The organism is Enterococcus ureilyticus (assembly GCF_001730315.1).
Lineage (GTDB): Bacteria > Bacillota > Bacilli > Lactobacillales > Enterococcaceae > Enterococcus_L > Enterococcus_L ureilyticus.
In genome coordinates, this window is sequence record NZ_MIKC01000005.1 from 62,727 (window position 1) to 80,646 (window position 17,920).

The 17,920-nt window shown below is 37.9% G+C and carries 14 protein-coding genes and 1 riboswitch; of the genes, 3 read left to right on the plus strand and 11 right to left on the minus strand.

The genetic code is table 11. The features are described from left to right. Positions 1-16: 16 nt before the first annotated feature. The 3 genes from BCR24_RS04105 to BCR24_RS04115 form a co-directional block, all read right to left on the minus strand. Positions 17-586, minus strand: a complete 570-nt coding sequence (locus BCR24_RS04105) for a GNAT family N-acetyltransferase (RefSeq protein WP_069639297.1) — start codon at positions 584-586, stop codon at positions 17-19. Positions 587-732: 146 nt separating this feature from the next. Then, the gene (locus BCR24_RS04110) at positions 733-1,887 is read right to left on the minus strand and encodes a 3D domain-containing protein (RefSeq protein ID WP_083244303.1); all 1,155 of its coding nucleotides are present in this window, start codon (positions 1,885-1,887) and stop codon (positions 733-735) included. Positions 1,888-2,104: 217 nt separating this feature from the next. Then, positions 2,105-2,950 carry a putative ABC transporter permease gene (locus BCR24_RS04115; protein ID WP_069639299.1) on the minus strand — a complete coding sequence of 282 codons (846 nt, stop codon included), beginning with the start codon at positions 2,948-2,950 and terminating at the stop codon, positions 2,105-2,107. Positions 2,951-3,116: 166 nt separating this feature from the next. Here BCR24_RS04115 and BCR24_RS04120 point away from each other — a divergent pair, with 166 nt between their 5' ends. Then, complete coding sequence (locus BCR24_RS04120) at positions 3,117-4,841, plus strand: ABC transporter ATP-binding protein (protein ID WP_069639300.1); 1,725 nt, start codon at positions 3,117-3,119, stop codon at positions 4,839-4,841. Further along, entirely contained in the window at positions 4,838-6,601 is a 1,764-nt protein-coding gene (locus BCR24_RS04125) for an ABC transporter ATP-binding protein (RefSeq protein WP_069639301.1), read from the plus strand. Before BCR24_RS04120 ends, BCR24_RS04125 begins: the two co-directional genes overlap by 4 nt. A 58-nt stretch (positions 6,602-6,659) precedes the next feature. On the opposite strand, the gene BCR24_RS04130 is transcribed toward BCR24_RS04125, so the two are convergent. Together BCR24_RS04130 and mgsA are read right to left on the minus strand one after the other, a co-directional pair. Beyond that, a complete protein-coding gene (locus tag BCR24_RS04130) occupies positions 6,660-7,196 on the minus strand; it encodes a folate family ECF transporter S component (protein ID WP_083244304.1) in 537 nt (178 codons plus the stop codon). Between the two features lie 358 nt (positions 7,197-7,554). Further along, a riboswitch (THF riboswitch) is annotated at positions 7,555-7,657 on the minus strand. Positions 7,658-7,719: 62 nt separating this feature from the next. Then, complete coding sequence (gene mgsA, locus BCR24_RS04135) at positions 7,720-8,142, minus strand: methylglyoxal synthase (protein WP_069639303.1); 423 nt, start codon at positions 8,140-8,142, stop codon at positions 7,720-7,722. 183 nt (positions 8,143-8,325) lie between these two features. On the opposite strand from mgsA, the gene BCR24_RS04140 reads away from it, so the two are divergent. After that, positions 8,326-9,435: an ABC transporter ATP-binding protein gene (locus BCR24_RS04140; protein ID WP_069639304.1), complete on the plus strand. Its 1,110-nt coding sequence runs from the start codon at positions 8,326-8,328 to the stop codon at positions 9,433-9,435. A gap of 314 nt (positions 9,436-9,749) precedes the next feature. Here the strand turns inward: BCR24_RS04140 and BCR24_RS04145 are convergent, their stop codons facing one another. The 6 genes from BCR24_RS04145 to gcvPA form a co-directional block, all read right to left on the minus strand. Then, complete coding sequence (locus BCR24_RS04145) at positions 9,750-10,382, minus strand: hypothetical protein (protein WP_069639305.1); 633 nt, start codon at positions 10,380-10,382, stop codon at positions 9,750-9,752. Positions 10,383-10,571: 189 nt separating this feature from the next. Further along, positions 10,572-12,236: a formate--tetrahydrofolate ligase gene (locus BCR24_RS04150; RefSeq protein WP_069639306.1), complete on the minus strand. Its 1,665-nt coding sequence runs from the start codon at positions 12,234-12,236 to the stop codon at positions 10,572-10,574. Between the two features lie 27 nt (positions 12,237-12,263). Next, complete coding sequence (locus tag BCR24_RS04155) at positions 12,264-13,451, minus strand: M20 metallopeptidase family protein (protein ID WP_069639307.1); 1,188 nt, start codon at positions 13,449-13,451, stop codon at positions 12,264-12,266. Between the two features lie 136 nt (positions 13,452-13,587). Next, a complete protein-coding gene (gene lpdA, locus BCR24_RS04160) occupies positions 13,588-14,970 on the minus strand; it encodes a dihydrolipoyl dehydrogenase (protein WP_069639308.1) in 1,383 nt (460 codons plus the stop codon). Between the two features lie 188 nt (positions 14,971-15,158). Beyond that, entirely contained in the window at positions 15,159-16,607 is a 1,449-nt protein-coding gene (gene gcvPB, locus BCR24_RS04165; RefSeq protein WP_069639309.1) for an aminomethyl-transferring glycine dehydrogenase subunit GcvPB, read from the minus strand. Further along, positions 16,604-17,920: an aminomethyl-transferring glycine dehydrogenase subunit GcvPA gene (gcvPA, locus tag BCR24_RS04170; protein WP_069639310.1), complete on the minus strand. Its 1,317-nt coding sequence runs from the start codon at positions 17,918-17,920 to the stop codon at positions 16,604-16,606. The genes gcvPB and gcvPA overlap by 4 nt, the downstream gene beginning before the upstream one ends.

The following is a 17,920-nucleotide window of genomic DNA, read 5'->3' on the forward strand; positions in this document are numbered from 1 at the left end:
AAAAAATCAGCGGATTTTATTCGCTGATTTTTTTCTGCATATGATCGTACAAGTGTCCGCTGATCATCATCTCAGCCACATCTTTAAACCCTTTGCGGCTATACAATTTTTTAGCATTAGGATTTCCCTTGTCTACACTTAAACCAATGATTTCTTTACCATCTCGCTTCGCCATTTTTGGCAAAGCATCTAACAGTTTAGAACCGATTCCAGTCCCACGATACTTTTCATCAACGGAGATCGAATCTAAATACCACTCTCCCGGTAATGTTTCAGGATCGATAAATATTCTGATTTCTTCATCCAAATTGTATTTACGCAAGACTTTTTTTAACGGTTCGTCAATTATTGGTTCGTCTTCATTTGGATAACCAAAAGCAATTCCAGCTACATGCCCATTGTCTTCATAAACCAATCCTCGCTGATAGCCATAACGATAAGTTGGATCGGCTACTGCTTCGGCTAGAACGGCTAAAAGTGTTTTCTCTGGGATAATTTCTAATAAAGGTAATTCCATATCTTTTAAAATAACTAAGATCAACGGAGCAATAGCCTCTCCGTCTTCTTTTGTTGCAAAACGAATCATTGTTATTCCTCACTTTCTATAATGAAGTGTACCATTTATTATTTGTTAATGCATTACATTCACTTTTTTTTTAATTTGTTTTAACAAACAATGAGAAAAACAGTATATCTGCAGCAAAAAAGACACTCGAATGAGTGTCTTTGATTTTATTGAATTGTAACTTTGACATTATTTCTGCGACCCCAAGTTAAACATTGGTCAACAGATGGGAAATGTACATCAATAATATTCCCTTTGATTGCTCCACCGGTATCACCAGCAACCGCAAAGCCATAGCCTTCTACTTCAACAAATGAGCCTAGTGGAATCACACTTGGGTCAACGGCAATCACATTACTTTGTGAACGAAGATCGATCCCAGTCGCTGTGATATATCCTGAACCAGCTTCTCTAAAAGAATAAGCTGTTGATTGCATGTAGAGTACTCGCCCGTTAGCATTGCCTTGTCCAGTATCCCCGCCAGCGCTTGGTACTTCTTCCGGCTGAGATGGTGGTGTGACAACAGGTTGTTCTTCGCTAGAAGAGCTACTTGAATCACTGCTTAATGATGAACTGTTGCTTGTACTTGACGATGAAACAGTCGTTTTAGCTTTACTTTGAGCGGCTTCTGCCTGCTTACGCGCTTCAGCTGCATTCTTTTCATCTGTGATTCGTTTTTCTTCTGTCTGTTTTTGATCAGCGATTTGTTGTAACGCTGCTTGATTATCAGATAATTGCTGTTTTAATGTCACAACTTGTTCATCCATTGCTGAAGCTTCATCCTGTAATTTCGTTTCGTTGGTTTGTAATTCTTCTTGTTTATTTTTTACAGTTTCTTGAAGTTCAGACAATTTTTCTTTATCTTTAGATAGACTATCGATTTTTTCTTGTTCTGCATTTTGTAAGATTGTCATCGCATATGCTTTATTAAAGAAATCTGATACACTTTCAGCATCTAATAATACTTGCCATGTACGCTGTTCCCCACTTAGCTGGATATCTTTCATACGATTTCCAACGACTTCTTTACGGCGTGCAATGCTTTGTTCTGTCACTGTGATTTCAGCTTCAGAGTTCTTGATTGTTTCTTCAGCTTTTGAAATATCTGCTTTAAGTTTTTCAATTTCAGCGTATTTTTCATTAACATCATTCAAAGCTGTATTGATATCTTTGCTAAGTGATTCTCCTGTTTGTGCGGCTTGTGTTTCTTTATCCTTCAGCTCGTCTAATGACTCTGCTGCGGCACCAACTGGAAGAGCAACATTTACTAGCATGATAGCAGCTAAAAATGGTATCAATTTTTTTACTTTCACTGAATCCAACACCTTTCCTAACTAAATCCAACTCCACCTATTATACTAATCTATCAGGCTTATTTTATTTCAATAGCGTTACAATTTGTTACATTTCAGCGAAAACATCCCTTTTGCTGTAACATTGTTTGTTTTTATCTAATGTGTTTTACTGAAAAGAATGCTTACATACCAATGCTTTAAAGCGTTATAAAACACTCTTTCCGACTGTTATAGTCACACCAAATTATTTAACATTCTTTTTGTTTTTTTTGATGATTTCTTGGACTTCAGAAGAGTTTTTCACCTTTTTCAGCTTCAAATTGGGATAATTTCGAACCCAACGCTTTTGATTAAAGCTCATATGTGTGACTAATTTTTTGATTGCAGGCGTTTCTTTGAACTCTTCCAACCAAGTGATTCTTTCTGTCATTTTAGCTTGTTTCCGTTCATTGATTTCTTCTGATACGGACTCTTTAAATTCAGAAAGATTCGTTGCAAGCTCCTCTCTTTTTTCAGCCAAAACTGCTGTTAATTCTTGCTTACGTTCTTCCACAGCTGTATTGAGTTGAGACGTAACTTTTTTGAATGACTGCATATTAACTAAGGTATAAACTAAATCGCTAAGCAACAAAAATAGTAAAATGATCGGTAGTACTAGTCCAAATTTTTCAGATAAAAATGTCTCAAGGAGCATGACTTTTGGATGGATGACACGAACGATCAATACACAGCCGATTCCCCAAAATAGCGATACCGGCAAGGCAACTCGGCCATTGATATTTAAGGGAACATCTTTGTAGTCCCACCATGAAGCGTGGAATAATTTTTCCAAGCCATAACTCGTGATATACTCTAAGATAGTGACTAGAATCGTCGATAATAAATATAAAACAACAATATTTTGTTTGAGCGGCTCTAAAAAATACAGGACACCTAAAATACCAAAGCCATAAATTGGGCAATAAGGTCCGATTAAGAACCCTCGATAGACAAACTTTCCAGCTTTTAATGAGCAGTAAACAGTTTCCCAGAGCCAACCGACAAACGAGTAGATAAAAAACAATAAAACAATTTTGATAAATTCATTCATATATTTTCTCCTTCAAACAGCATTTACTAGCTATTGTAACAAATAATTATGGTTTTATGCTAGCAACTTTATTCTCAAGAAATATTGATATACAATAGAAGGGAAAATAAATCATGTTCATCTTTTAGAAATTCTGTAATACGCTTTTCATTTTAGGAGGAAATTCATGTTCAATTTACTTAGATACGCGAAGAAGTACCGCAAGCAAATCATACTTGGACCTTTTTTTAAGTTTTTAGAAGCTTGTTTTGAGTTAGTCTTACCATTATTTATGGCCCGTTTAGTTGACCAAGGAATTCGTAATAATGATCGTGCCTACGTAATCCAAATGGCCGGTTGGATGCTTTTGATGTCGATCATCGGACTAATTTGCGTAATGATTTGTCAATATTATTCCTCAATTGCTTCACAAGGGTTTGGAACTGAACTAAGAAATCAACTGATGAAAAAGATCAATCAACTTTCACATGCTGAATTGAATAGCTTCGGAACGGATACCTTGATTACAAGAATGACGAATGATATCAATCAATTGCAGTTAGCCTTAGCAATGTTGATTCGCCTTGTCATTCGGGCCCCCTTTTTAAGTATCGGTTCAGTGATTATGGCCTTTTACATCAACGTGCAAATGGGCTTTATTTTTCTACTGATGCTGCCAATTTTTTGTCTTATTCTTTATTTTATTATAAAAACAACTGTACCTTTATATAAGAAGGTGCAAGAAAAACTGGATTCGCTCAATCGTCAGATCAGTCAAAATTTGAGTGGTGTCCGCGTTATTCGTGCCTTTGCTAGAAAACAAACGGAAGAAAAACGAGTCAACAACGTAACAGATGACCTTTCTGCTATTTATATTCGTGTCTCAAATATTTCCGCTTTATTAACTCCCGCTACAACCTTAGTCATGAATCTTGGGATCTTAGCGTTACTTTATCTTGGCGGGATCAAAGTCGAGATTGGCGGGCTGCAACAAGGTGAGGTGTTAGCTTTAATCAATTATATGAATCAAATGCTGCTGGCTTTGATCGTTGTGTCAAATTTAGTGATTATTTTTACTCGAGCTTCAGCATCTGCCTCAAGAGTGAGTGAAGTGCTCGCTGTTGTTCCTAGTATTCAATCAGAAAAGTTCGATTCAGCCTTTAAAGAACAAGCCAAAGGCATCGTATTCGATCATGTCTCCTTCCGCTATCAGCCAACTGCCGGACTAGCATTGACAGATATTTCCTTGGAAATTCCAGCAAATTCTGTTCTAGGGATCACTGGTCCCACAGGTGGCGGTAAGAGTACGCTGACTCAATTGATTCCACGTTTTTATGATACAAGTGAAGGGAATCTATTTGTCAATGGAATCAATGTACGTGACTGGTCTCTAGATAAGCTACGCAAAAAAATCGCAATTGCACCTCAAACAGCTATTTTATTTACAGGAACTATTCGAGAAAATCTTCAATGGGGTAAAGAAAAGGCAAGTGATGACGAATGTTGGCAAGCACTCGAGACTGCTCAATGTAAAGAATTCGTTGAAAATTTAAGTGACGGTTTAGATACGCAAGTTTATGAAGGCGGCAAAAATTTTTCCGGTGGTCAAAAGCAACGTTTAACTATTGCTCGTGCCTTGATTCATAAACCAGCCGTGTTGATTCTAGATGATTCTTTAAGCGCCTTGGATTATCAAACCGATTTAAATTTACGAACAGCACTAAAACAAGATTTAAAAGAAACAACTCTTATCCTGATTTCACAACGTATCAGCTCGATTCAACAAGCTGATCAGATTCTCGTTTTAGCTAGTGGAAAACAGGTTGGCTTAGGGACTCACGAGGAACTATTACACCATTCTACAGCTTATCAAGAAATCGTCGCATCACAAGAGGAGGAAACTGAAAAATGAAGACAAAAAAAAGAACCTCAAATTCATTGAATCGTTTCATGCCTTACTTGTTACGTTATCCAAAAGAAATGACCGCAGCGGTCATTTTAGGCATCCTCAGCGGTTTAACAACCGTTTTAATGACCTATTATATGGGAAAATCTGTGGATACAATGATTGCCAAAGGGCACGTCAACTTTATGCTTTTGTTCCATTTTCTTAGTTCGTTAGCAGGTATTTTGATGATCACTGTTATTAGTCAATGGCTGATCCAACGTTTAGGTAATCGTGTTTCTTACCTGTCTGTTGCTGAACTTCGAAAGGATGCGTTTGCTCATTTAAATCGATTGCCTTTAAATTATTATGATCAGACTTCTCATGGAAATATCGTCAGCCGTTTTACAAATGATATGGATAATATTTCGGTGGCCTGTTCAGCTGTCTTTAACCAGCTTTTTTCTGGACTATCTGTTGTAGTCATCGCCTTCTTCTTTATGCTCAAGTTAAGCCCATTACTTACGGTTGTTGTTTTAATTGCAACACCAATCATATTTCTCGTCAATTGGTTAGTGACAACCTCTTCTCAGAAAAACTTTTCTGCTCAACAAAAAATTGTTGGAGAGATTTCTGGTTTCGTTACTGAAATGGTTGGCAATCAAAAAATCGTCAAAGCCTTTCAGCAAGAAAACGTTTCTCAACAACGTTTTGAAGCGTTAAATCAACAATTATATGTTCGCGGTCAAAAAGCGCAATTCTCCTCTTCTTTAACCAATCCTTTATCGCGTTTTATTGATCATTTAGCTTATTTATCGATTGGTCTTGTGGGTGGTTTGTTGTTGTTAAGCGGCAATCAAACAATCACGATCGGTGTTATTTCGAGTTTCACTATTTATTCTAGTCAATTTTCTAAACCGTTTATTGAATTATCAGGAATCACAACGCAAATCCAAACGGCTTTAGCTGGACTAGATCGAACGTTTGAAATCATCAATCAGTCTGAGGAAAAAACAGATGGACCACATAGTTTTGTCTTAAATGATGCGAAGGGAAAAGTGATCTTCGATCATGTAGATTTCTCTTATACGCCTTCAAAACCACTGATCCAAGATTTTAACCTAACGGCATTTCCTGGTGAAACCATTGCTATTGTTGGAAAAACAGGTGCTGGTAAATCAACCTTAGTCAATTTATTAATGCGTTTTTATGAAGTTGATAGCGGTCAGATCTCAATCGATGGTCATCCGATCACGCAGATTACAAGAGACAGTTTACGAAAAAGTTTTGGGATGGTTTTACAAGATACTTGGTTATTTGATAGCACAATCCGTGATAATCTGACGTATGGAAATCCAGAAGCAACTGATGCACAAATCAATGCTGCTATGAACAAAGCCTATATTTTTGATTTTGTTACTCGTTTGCCTGAGGGTTTAGACACCTTGATCGGTGCTAGTGGCATCAAAATTTCTGAAGGTCAAAGACAATTGATGACCATTGCAAGAACGATGATCAGTGATCCACCAATGCTGATTTTAGATGAAGCAACTAGTTCGGTCGATACGTTGACTGAAAAAAATATTCAAGATGCCTTCTTACAGATGATGAATGGTCGAACAAGTTTTGTGATTGCGCACCGACTTTCAACCATTAAAAATGCGGACAAAATTTTAGTAATGGAACAAGGATCTGTTGTTGAAATCGGCAGTCATGATGAATTGATTGATAAAAAAGATGGGTATTATCACGCATTATATGAAGCTCAATTTAAAAATCAACTGTAAAATAAAGAACAAAAAAGCCTCAAACTTCCTTGGGATGTAGGACAGTTTGAGGTTCTTTTTATTTTAAATTAATTAAAGATTTATTTAAAATTTGCTTATAAGGAATTTTATTGCCTAAATAGTAAGTAGCAACTACTTGGATTGGTAAAAAGACGATGTTCTTCACAATCCTAGGTATCCACCAAGCCAGATTAGAGAGATCTACGCCATACATTAGACCAAGCCATAGTGGTGTTAGAAACATATGAATAATCAACGTGACTAATGAAGTCGCTAAAAATACTCGTTTCCAGGTTAACTCCTTCTTATAATAAAAGAAACCATAAATTGCGCCGGAAATAAACGCATTCAAGGTAAACCCTGGAAAATAAGGTCCTTTAGGAAACAGCAACATGCCGACTGTATCAGCAACAGCACTACCGATCCCTGTCCAAAACGGACCAAAAAGAATGCCCATCAATGATTCTGGGATAAAGGTAAAACTAATACGTAAAAATTGGGTTTCAAACGAAATAAATCGTGTGAAAACCACCATTAACGCGATCAATAGACTCATCAGCGTAATGATTCGGGTCTCAATCTTTGTCTTATTCATTTCTAGCATCTCCTCTAAGAGCTGCTACACAAAATATGCAGCGAATGCGAAAACAAAACCGCGAATATAGAAAAGTGAAGCGAACTGCTTATCTCTTTTGAAAATTAGGAAAGTAGCATTGAAACGCTTTTTGTTTCACTGATACTTTGTCTATTTTCCTAAAGAGATGGTTCGTGCAACTAGATCATTGAAAAGCGGAATGAAGCGTCTAGCCTTTTAGAAAGTTAGGAATATGAACATGGAACATCTTTTGTTCCATGTTCATATTGTCTACTTTCCTCAAAGGCTGCTTCATGCAGCTAGATCATTGAAAAGTGAAGCGAACTGCTTATCTCTTTTGAAAATTATCTACTTTTCAAAAAGCTAGTTCGTATAGTAAAAATCACTATTCTCCTATATTCTTCGTCCGAAAGGCAACATCCCATCCTCTCGGCACTTAACGCTTTATTTCCTACTCTGTTTTATTAGGCCTAAGCCTAAGAGCAATATAGCATATTCCATTATTCACTGCAATCAATTTTGACTAAAAAGATAAGGGCTTATTATCTGTCTCATGCACTACATTTCTAAAATCTGCGAAGCCTGCTTGTAAGCCTCTTAATAAAATTTCAGCAGTACCGATATTGGTTGCTAAAGGAATTTCATAAACGTCACTCAAACGAATCAAAGCGGTCACATCTGGCTCATGAGGTTGTGCCGCCAGTGGGTCTCGTAAAAAAATCACCATATCTAGTTTATCTTCTGAAATCATGGCTCCAATCTGCTGATCGCCACCTAAAGGACCTGATTTAAAACGGTGAACAGGTAATCCAGTTGCTTCCGCAATTTTCAATCCTGTCGTTCCCGTGGCAAATAGTTCATGCTCTTTTAATATTGGTTGATAGGCTAAAGATAGTTTGACCATTAATTCTTTTCTTCGATCATGTGCGATCAATGCAATTTTCATGATTACGCCCTCTTTTCATTTCTTTTCCTTATTATAACAAAGACAACCCTCACAAAGTAAAAGAACGATTGATTATTTGTCACTTTGACGAAAAAACGTTTTTTTCTTGTGCAACCTTCCATTGAGATTATATAGCGCTTTCATTTATACTGAAGGTACAAAAAAAAGAAAAGAGTGACGACAATGGTAGAAATGGCGCTAAAACATATCTATAAAAAATACGACAATGCAGAAAATTATTCTGTAACTGATTTTAATTTAGAAATTGCTGATCGTGAATTCATTGTATTTGTTGGCCCATCAGGCTGCGGAAAATCTACAACTTTAAGAATGATTGCTGGTTTAGAAGATATTACGGAAGGCGAACTTTCCATCGGTGATAAAATAATGAATGATGTCGCACCGAAAGACCGAGATATTGCCATGGTTTTCCAGAATTATGCTTTATATCCACATATGACTGTTTTTGATAATATGGCCTTTGGCTTAAAACTGCGTAAATATGATAAAGCAGAAATCAAAAAACGGGTAGAAAATGCGGGTGAAATCTTAGGTTTGACTGATTATCTGCAACGCAAACCAGCAGCACTATCTGGTGGACAACGCCAACGTGTCGCTTTAGGTCGAGCAATTGTTCGTGATGCAAAAGTTTTCTTGATGGATGAACCTTTATCAAACTTGGATGCAAAATTACGGGTTGCTATGCGTGCTGAAATCGCTAAATTGCATCGTCGTTTGGAAACAACTACAGTTTATGTAACACATGACCAAACCGAAGCGATGACAATGGCTGATCGCATCGTTATCATGAAAGACGGGTTTATTCAACAAATCGGGTCACCAAAAGAGGTCTATAACACACCAAATAACGTTTTTGTAGCAGGCTTTATCGGTTCACCTGCGATGAATTTTTTCAATGTTACCTTAAATAATGGTGTTATTCGTGATGGTCATGGATTAGAACTAAAGATTCCAGAAGGAAAAAATAAATTATTAGGTGAAAAAGGTTACGAAGGAAAATCGATTATTTTTGGTATTAGACCAGAAGATATCCATAGTGAGCAAGTAGCTTTAGATACAATGAATGACGCTGTCGTTCGTTCTGAGGTCGTTGTATCAGAATTACTAGGTGCTGAAACAATGCTGTACACCCGATTAGGTGATACAGAATTCATCTCAAAAGTTGATGCGCGTGATTTCCATCAGCCAGAAGAACTGGTCGATTTAGCATTCAATATTAATAAAGCCCATTTCTTCGATCCAGAAACTGAGCAAGTAATCAAACTACCTTAAACTATAAAAGTGACTAAGACAAAACTCTTTGCGATTTATTGATGTCACCGTGAATCCAAATAAACGGTGTGAAAAAGTCAGGCTCTTCGGCAATTTCCTAAAAGAGTTTGGGACATAACTCTTTGAGTCATATCGCAATCACATGGAATCCAAATAAACGGTGGGAGCAGAAGCAATCCCTTCTTATTGCTGTAAAACACAACGAAGTATGAGTTGATGTTGCACAGTACCTACGTGGTTCTGGGGATTAAACACTCCTGTCCCAACCTCTTTGGTCCAATTGCTAAAGCCTAAACGACTTTTGTAACAACCTCTTATATCTGTGGTTCAGTCTTTTGGGGAAGAATGGCCACTTTTGCTCGTTCCAACTTTTTAGCCTGACTAAATACTGGAATATCAAACGGTTTACTTAAAGCATTCGCTACAAAATAAGCAATGTTGTAATCAATCAAACTATGAATCAATCCACCAAGTCCCATCAACAAAAAAATCGAATACATGTACCCTTGTGAATAGTAAGTTTCCGGCAGATTACCCATTGTATAAAAAACACTTACTACAGCTAATTCTGCAGCAGAATGTATAAAGCCTATCATTAAATTAAACAATTGAAAACGTCCATTGAACAAAACCAATTTATGCTTAGATAAAACAATCGTTGGATGGTTCTTTAAATAAAAAGCACCTATCACAGCAAATAGTAAATGAGAAAGTGCCCTTAACGCAATAATCGGCGTTGCTGAAAGAAAGAACCCAAATCCAGTTCCTAAACTAACTGCTACAGCTACTCCTGGTGAAAAGAACATTGCTAAAAATAGCGGTACATGACTAGCCAATGTAAAGGATGCTGGTCCGATCGTGATCCTGGGCATGACCATAGGAATAATAATGCCCATTGCCACTAATAAAGAGGCAATTGTTAAATGTCTTACTGAGTTCTTTTTCATATTCCCTCCGATGTGTCTTGACATATCTGATAATATTTATTTTAAAGTAAAAACAACTAGGTGTCAAGACACATAGGTAATGCTTTTGACTAAAAAGTAGTTGCTCGTATAGAAACCTAAATAAACTCATTGCGGACAGTATATAGCCGTATCAATGAGTTTATTTATTATGTTACAGATTATTTCGACTTAAAACAGACCAATGATCTTTCCATCGGGGTCAACATCGATTTTTTCATAAGCTGGTTTCTTTGGTAACCCAGGCATTGTCATTACTGACCCCGTATAAGCTACAATAAACCCTGCTCCAGCCGATATCTTGATATTACTGACTGTTATCGCAAAATCGGTGGGTCTTCCTAATTTGGTTTGGTCATCTGAAAATGAATACTGAGTTTTAGCCATACAAATTGGCAAATGACCGAACCCGAGTTTTTCCAGTTTAGCAATTTCTCTTTCCGCAATAGGCTCATAGCGAACAACGTTTCCTCCATAAATTTTCTCTACGATGGCACTGATTTTTTCTTTGATTGGCAATTCGTCTGGATAGGCAAATGAAAAATGATTTTCCAGATCGGCTAGTCGAACTACTTCTTTCGCTAGCTCTTCACCACCGGCACCACCTTGAGCCCAAACATCTGAAAGAACTACATTCACATTGCGTTTTTGGCATTCTTCTTTCACAAGTTCAAGTTCTGCATCTGTATCTGTAGGAAACTTATTGATGGCTACTACTGTTGGTAACCCAAACACAGTCGTTGTATTTTCGATATGTTTTAAAAGGTTTGGCAATCCGTCTGTTAAGGCTGCTATATTTTCAGCGCCAAGTTGATCTTTAGGTACACCACCATGCATTTTTAATGCACGAACAGTCGCTACAACAACAACCGCCGAAGGTCGAATACCAGATTTCCGACATTTGATATCGATAAATTTTTCAGCGCCTAGATCAGCACCAAAACCACCTTCTGTCACAACATAATCGGCTAGTTTTCTAGCCGTGTTCGTTGCAATCACGCTATTGCAGCCATGTGCGATATTGGCAAATGGTCCACCATGGATCAATGCTGGATTGTTTTCTAATGTTTGAACGAGGTTGGGCTTGATCGCATCTTTCAATAAAGCTGTCATAGCGCCTTGTGCATTCAGTTCTCTGGCAGTAACAGGTTGATTATCATAGGTGTAACCGATAATGATATTAGCTAGATTTTCTTTCAAATCTTCAATATCATTAGATAAACATAAAACGGCCATGATTTCTGAAGCAACTGTGATTTCAAAACCATCTTCTCTAGGAACACCGTTGACCCGAGCCCCTAAACCATCAACAATATTTCTTAATTGACGATCGTTCATATCCACCGCTCTTTTCCAAGTGATACGACGATTATCAATTCCTAGCTCATTCCCTTGAAAAATATGATTGTCAATAATTGCTGCTAACAGGTTATTTGCTGCTCCAATCGCATGAAAATCCCCTGTAAAATGAAGGTTGATATCTTCCATTGGAACAACTTGCGCATAGCCGCCGCCAGCTGCTCCTCCTTTTATTCCAAAAACAGGTCCCAAAGAAGGTTCCCTTAACGCGATAATCGCCTCTTTTCCGATTCGATTCAATGCGTCACCTAGACCGACAACTGTGGTTGTCTTGCCTTCCCCAGCAGGCGTGGGTGTGATTGCTGTAACCAGGATCACTTTGCCTTCTTTGTTGCCTTTGATTTTTTCAACTTCTATTTTAGCTTTGTATTTTCCATACGATTCAAATTGTTCTTCATCCAAACCAAGTTGTTCTGCTACTTTTGTGATAGGCAACATCGTAGTAGCTTGTGCAATTTCAATATCTGTTTTGACCATTCTTTCCTCTCCATTCCATCAATTCTTTCAGTTGTTCTTTAACCACGACATTGCTGTATCTGTATAAACTTTTGCTCCTTCAACCAACACAGACTCATCAAAAACAATAGTTGGATTATGGAGATTGATATTTTCTTCAGATGCCACCAAAAGAACGGTTGTTGTTGGAATCAATTGACTGATTTCGCCAAAATCTTCACTACCCATCAATGGTGTTGACATCGGAATAGCGACAATACGTTCTGCTCCAAATGTTTCTATCAGTGAATTTTTAGTAAATGCCGTTAATTCAGGATCATTCACATTGGTTGTGCAACCATTCGTGAAAACCACCTCAGCTTCGGCACGAAATGCTTTTGCGATATTTTCAGCGATTGCAACCATTCGTTCTTTGACCTGTCCACGGACCTCTTCTTTTAAGGTTCGTAAGGTTCCTTTCATCACTGTCGTTTCTGGAATAATATTAGAAGCACCTGGTGTTCCCCCAATAAATTCGCCGATGGTCAGCACAAACCGTTCCTCTGAACCAATTTCTCTTGCTGATAATTCTTGTAGCGCTGTATAGATATGGACAGCTACATTGATTGGATCGATTGATGTTTCAGGTTGGGATCCATGTCCCCCACGACCTTTGATATTGATTTCAAACCAATCCGCACTAGCCATAAAAGTCCCTTCTGGTGTTGGCATGATCTGACCTGCTTTAAACCCTTCAAATGGGAAAACATGGATCATCATGCCAGCATCTACTGTAGGATTTTCTAGTGCCTGATGTTTGATACAGTCTTTTGAACCTGAAAGTATTTCTTCCCCAGGTTGAAATAATAACTTCACTTGTCCGTCTAATTCATTTTCAAATTCTTTTAATAATTTTGCAGCACCAAGCAACATCGTTGTGTGCATATCATGACCGCAGGCATGCATATAGCCATTTTCGGATTTAAATGGTAGATCAGTCAGCTCGCGAATCGGCAGTGCATCCATATCACCTCTTAGTAAAAATGTTTTACCACTTTTTTTACCCGCCACAACGGTGACACCAGACTCTCCGCATGCTTTAGGTTCATAGCCGTATTCTGTGAGTCTCTCTTTTACAAAAGCCACAGTATTCGGTAAGTCCATCCCTATTTCTGGATTCTGATGTAAATGTCTTCTGATTTGAATTAGTTCGTCTTCTAAACTATCGGCAACTTTTTTTTGTGTTTCTGTCAGCATTATTTTTTCTCCTTTTCTTTTTAAATGAAATGACTTTCAATAAATTTGTAAAAACCAATCATGTACCCAAAGCGAACGGAAAAATTGCTTCTCTTATTATAGTACCAAATATTTCAGAATATTTGGTATATTTCTATTATTTTTTAGGGATTGTGTGGATTCCAAGACCTTGAAGCGTTTCATAAGCCTCGCCTATTCCTTCATTATACGTTGGATGTGGATGAACAATCGACATTACTTCCTCAATCGTCAACCTGTTAACAATTGCTGTCGTAAATTCACTGACCATATCTGTTGCCCGATCACACATCAGCTGCGCACCAATAATTTTGCCATTTTGTGCATTTGCAATGACTTTGATGAATCCTAATGAATTCCCTGCAATCATTGTTTTTCCGTTTCCCGCCATGTTGTATTTGCCAACATCCACAGAGATTCCTTGCCTGTTTGCCTCTTCTTCTGTCATTCCGACAGCAGCGATTTCAGGTGTAGTGTAAACACAAGAAGGAATTACCTCTAAATCATATTCCACTGCTTTTTGATTCATCGCCAAAACAGCATTCACGCCTTGTGCAGAAGCTACATGAGCCAATTGAGTGCCACGGCTTGCTACATCTCCGATGGCATAAATGCCTTTAATAGACGTTTCAAAAGCATCATTGACCCAAATACTTTGATTTTCAATTTCTACGTTCAAATCAGCTGAAAATACCTCTTCAAAGCTTGCTTTTCGACCAGTAGCAATCAAAACTGCATCACTTGTAACAGTTTTTTCTTTTCCTTTAGACGTATAGGTACAGGTCAACTGTTCCTCCTTAGAAATACCGGACACGATCGATTTGGTTGCTACTTTGATTCCTTGTTTTTTTAAAACCATTGCTAATTTTTTGGAAATTTCACTATCAAAATTTGGTAATAATGTATTAGCAGTTTCAATAATCGTTACATCACAACCTAACGCATTAAAAATCAAGGCAAACTCAACGCCAATCACTCCACCGCCGATAATGGTCATTTTTTTATAGGTATTTGGCTGTTTTAAAAGTTCGTTACTTGTTAATACACCTGGTAAATTGCTACCTGGAATCGGTGGAATCACTGGTTTTGAACCTGTTGCGATCATGATTTTTTCGGTCTCGTATCTTGATCCGTCAACGTCAATTACACCCACTTGGATGATTTGTGCTGATCCGAAAATCAATTCGATTTTATTTGCTTTGACCAAACCTTCGATTCCTTGAACGAGAGTCTCAACCACTTTATTTTTCTTTGCGTAAATTTCTTCCATGTTCATTTGGCTATCATCAATATAGATACCATATTCACTCGCGTTTTTTATTTCACGAACTGTTTCAGCTGAATGTAATAATGCTTTCGTCGGAATACAGCCTCGATTTAAACATGTTCCTCCTACTCGATCACGTTCAACAAGAGCTACTTTCATCCCCAGCTGAGCCGCTTTGATCGCTGCAACATATCCACCAGGCCCCGCCCCGATTATGATTAGATCATACCGCATACCATTCCTCCTTACTCTTTTGGTAAAAGCATAGCGGGCTTATTTAATCTCGACTGAAAAATAGGAAAAATGAACTGCAATGCTCTTTATCACATTTTATTTTTCTTATTTCCTGAGAGACTAGCCCGCATAGCTAGATAACTCAAGGTAACAACGTTCCGCTTTGTACTTTTCAATAGCAGCTCACTTTATTCATTGTTTTCCAAAGCAAAGTCATAACGAACAATGGGATGTCTAGCAGCTCTTACTTCATCTACACGATGGATTTGAGCATGTAAAGGATATTCATGAAAAGCTTCCGGATTTTTATGAGCATCTTCATAAAGTTTACGATAAACGGCAATTGCATCATCCATCCGTTCTTTTGACTCTGTTTCTGGCGGTTCCACCATCAGAGCTTCTGGTACAGTTAAGGGGAAATACATCGTTGGCGGATACATATGATGATCTAAAATCCCTTTCGCTATATCTAGTGCTGTTACACCTGTTTCTTTTTTCAATTTATCTAAGCTAATTACAAATTCATGCATACAAGACTCGCCATATGGCACTTCAAAGATATCTTTTAATTCATGAAGCATGTAATTAGCATTTAATACTGCACTCTTGGAGGCAGACGAAATTCCTTCTGATCCTAAAAATAAAATATAGGTCAACGCTCGCAAGAAGACTGAAAATTGCCCATAGAAGCCTTTTACTAATCCAATTGAATTCACAGGTCTCGTAAAGCCTATTTCCGCTCCTTCCTTGACTGGATAATAGTCCGGTAAAAATGGTTTTAATAATGATTTGCACCCAACAGCGCCAGATCCTGGGCCACCGCCACCATGTGGTGTTGAAAAGGTTTTGTGTAGATTTAAATGAATAATGTCAAAGCCCATATCACCTGGACGTGCAACACCCATAATGGCATTTAAATTTGCACCATCATAATAGTTCAATCCACCCGCATCATGAACGATTTTCGTGATTTCTAAAATATTTTTATCAAAGATCCCAGCTGTATTTGGGTTGGTCAACATCAAACCCGCGGTATCTTCCCCAACCGCAGCTCTCAGCGCTTCAATATCCACACAACCATAGTTATCTGATGGAATATTCACTGTAATCATCCCTGTCATTGCTACACTTGCAGGATTTGTTCCATGAGCAGAATCAGGGACAATAATTTTGTTTCGTTGTGGTTGACCATGCTTTTTGTGATACGCTTTGATCATCAATAAGCTAGTAAACTCACCATGTGCACCCGCTGCTGGTTGAAATGTTATTGCATTCATCCCCGTGATTTCTTTCAGCAACATTTCCGTCATGGTAAAAACTTCTAATGAACCTTGAACTGTATGCTCTGGCTGCAAAGGATGAATACTTGCAAAAGCGGGATAGGTAGCCATTTCATCATTAATTTTAGGATTGTATTTCATTGTGCAAGAACCTAAAGGATAAAAGCCATTATTGATACCAAATGTTGCATCTGCTAGTTCTGTATAATGTCGACTGATCTCAGGTTGAGGCAGTGAGGGCAAATGGAGTTCTTTTTGGCGCTTCATTTCTTCTGGAAGAGCCGTGGTTGGTACATCACATGGTGAAATCATTTCGTTATAATACCCTTCTACACTACGTTCAAAAATTAATTTCATTGTCCACACGCCTCCTTCACCAATGCAACGACTTCATCTATTTGTTCTTTCGTATTCATTTCTGTTACACACCATAGTAAACCTTGCTCTGTCGGATAGCCACCTAAGATGTCATGTTCTTCTAATTTAGCTAGAACCACTTCATTTGCTACTGGAAAAGTTGTCACAAATTCGTGGAAAAAGGGACTATCATTCGTTCGTTTTACCCCTTCGATTTGCGTTAGTCCATCCAAAAGGTAATGAGCTTTGCTGTAACATTGCTCAGCTACTTCCTGAATACCCCGAGCGCCCATTGTACTCATATAAACAGCATTAGTTAAGGCGCACAGTGCCTGATTTGAACAAATATTAGAAGCTGCTTTCTCTCTACGAATATGTTGTTCACGAGCTTGCAGTGTTAAAACAAATGCTCGATCACCTGCTTCGTCCACTGTTTCCCCTGCAATACGCCCAGGTAATTTACGAATCATTTTTTCTTTTGTCGCAATGAACCCAATATAAGGTCCACCAAAAGCTAATGGTATCCCAAATGGCTGTGAATCGCCAACCGCAATATCTGCCTCAACTTCACCAGCTGTCTTTAGTACCGTACTAGCAACTGGATTGACGCTCATAATAAATTTAGCTTTTGCTTCGTGAACCATTTCAGCGATTACCTCGACAGGTTCAATTCCTCCATAATAATTAGGTTGTTGGACAATAAAACAAGCGCTTGTATCATCTAATTTTTCTTTTAAAACAGATAAATCTGTCAATCCATCTTTCTCTGGAATCATCACAAATTCGATTTCTCTAGAACTAAAATAAGTCAACGCTGTTTGAATCGTCATTGGATTTGTCGTTTCTGAAATCAAAACCTTTAAGCGTTTTTTTTCTAAACACATATTGATCGCTTCAGCAGCAGCCGTTGCACCATCGTAAACAGAAGCATTCGTTGCATCCATTCCGGTAATTTCACAAATCATTGTTTGATATTCAAAAATCGACTGTAACAATCCTTGACTGATCTCTGGTTGATACGGCGTGTAAGACGTCATGAATTCTTCCTTTGCTGAAATTTGCTTTACAATAGCAGGAATATAGTGATTATAGGCACCCGCACCCCGAAAAATGCTGGAGAAGACTTTATTTTTCTTGCCCATCTTTTCTAAAATACGTCGTACTTCAAATTCTGATTTTCCCGCTGGAATAGCTAGATTTTTTATAATCATTTCTTTCGGGATATCCTGATAAAGGTCACTCATATTTTTTAAACCGATCGTTCTCAGCATTTCTTGTTGTTGTTGTGGCGTTGAACCAAGATAGTTACCCAT

Bases quoted from the DNA above. Each gene is read 5' to 3' on its own strand.
- BCR24_RS04105 (WP_069639297.1), bottom strand. From the start codon at position 586: ATGATTCGTTTTGCAACAAAAGAAGACGGAGAGGCTATTGCTCCGTTG.
- BCR24_RS04115 (WP_069639299.1), bottom strand. From the start codon at position 2,950: ATGAATGAATTTATCAAAATTGTTTTATTGTTTTTTATCTACTCGTTT.
- BCR24_RS04120 (WP_069639300.1), top strand. From the start codon at position 3,117: ATGTTCAATTTACTTAGATACGCGAAGAAGTACCGCAAGCAAATCATA.
- BCR24_RS04125 (WP_069639301.1), top strand. From the start codon at position 4,838: ATGAAGACAAAAAAAAGAACCTCAAATTCATTGAATCGTTTCATGCCT.
- BCR24_RS04130 (WP_083244304.1), bottom strand. From the start codon at position 7,196: ATGAATAAGACAAAGATTGAGACCCGAATCATTACGCTGATGAGTCTA.
- mgsA (WP_069639303.1), bottom strand. From the start codon at position 8,142: ATGAAAATTGCATTGATCGCACATGATCGAAGAAAAGAATTAATGGTC.
- BCR24_RS04140 (WP_069639304.1), top strand. From the start codon at position 8,326: ATGGTAGAAATGGCGCTAAAACATATCTATAAAAAATACGACAATGCA.
- BCR24_RS04145 (WP_069639305.1), bottom strand. From the start codon at position 10,382: ATGAAAAAGAACTCAGTAAGACATTTAACAATTGCCTCTTTATTAGTG.
- BCR24_RS04150 (WP_069639306.1), bottom strand. From the start codon at position 12,236: ATGGTCAAAACAGATATTGAAATTGCACAAGCTACTACGATGTTGCCT.
- BCR24_RS04155 (WP_069639307.1), bottom strand. From the start codon at position 13,451: ATGCTGACAGAAACACAAAAAAAAGTTGCCGATAGTTTAGAAGACGAA.
- lpdA (WP_069639308.1), bottom strand. From the start codon at position 14,970: ATGCGGTATGATCTAATCATAATCGGGGCGGGGCCTGGTGGATATGTT.
- gcvPB (WP_069639309.1), bottom strand. From the start codon at position 16,607: ATGAAATTAATTTTTGAACGTAGTGTAGAAGGGTATTATAACGAAATG.
- gcvPA (WP_069639310.1), bottom strand. From the start codon at position 17,920: ATGGGTAACTATCTTGGTTCAACGCCACAACAACAACAAGAAATGCTG.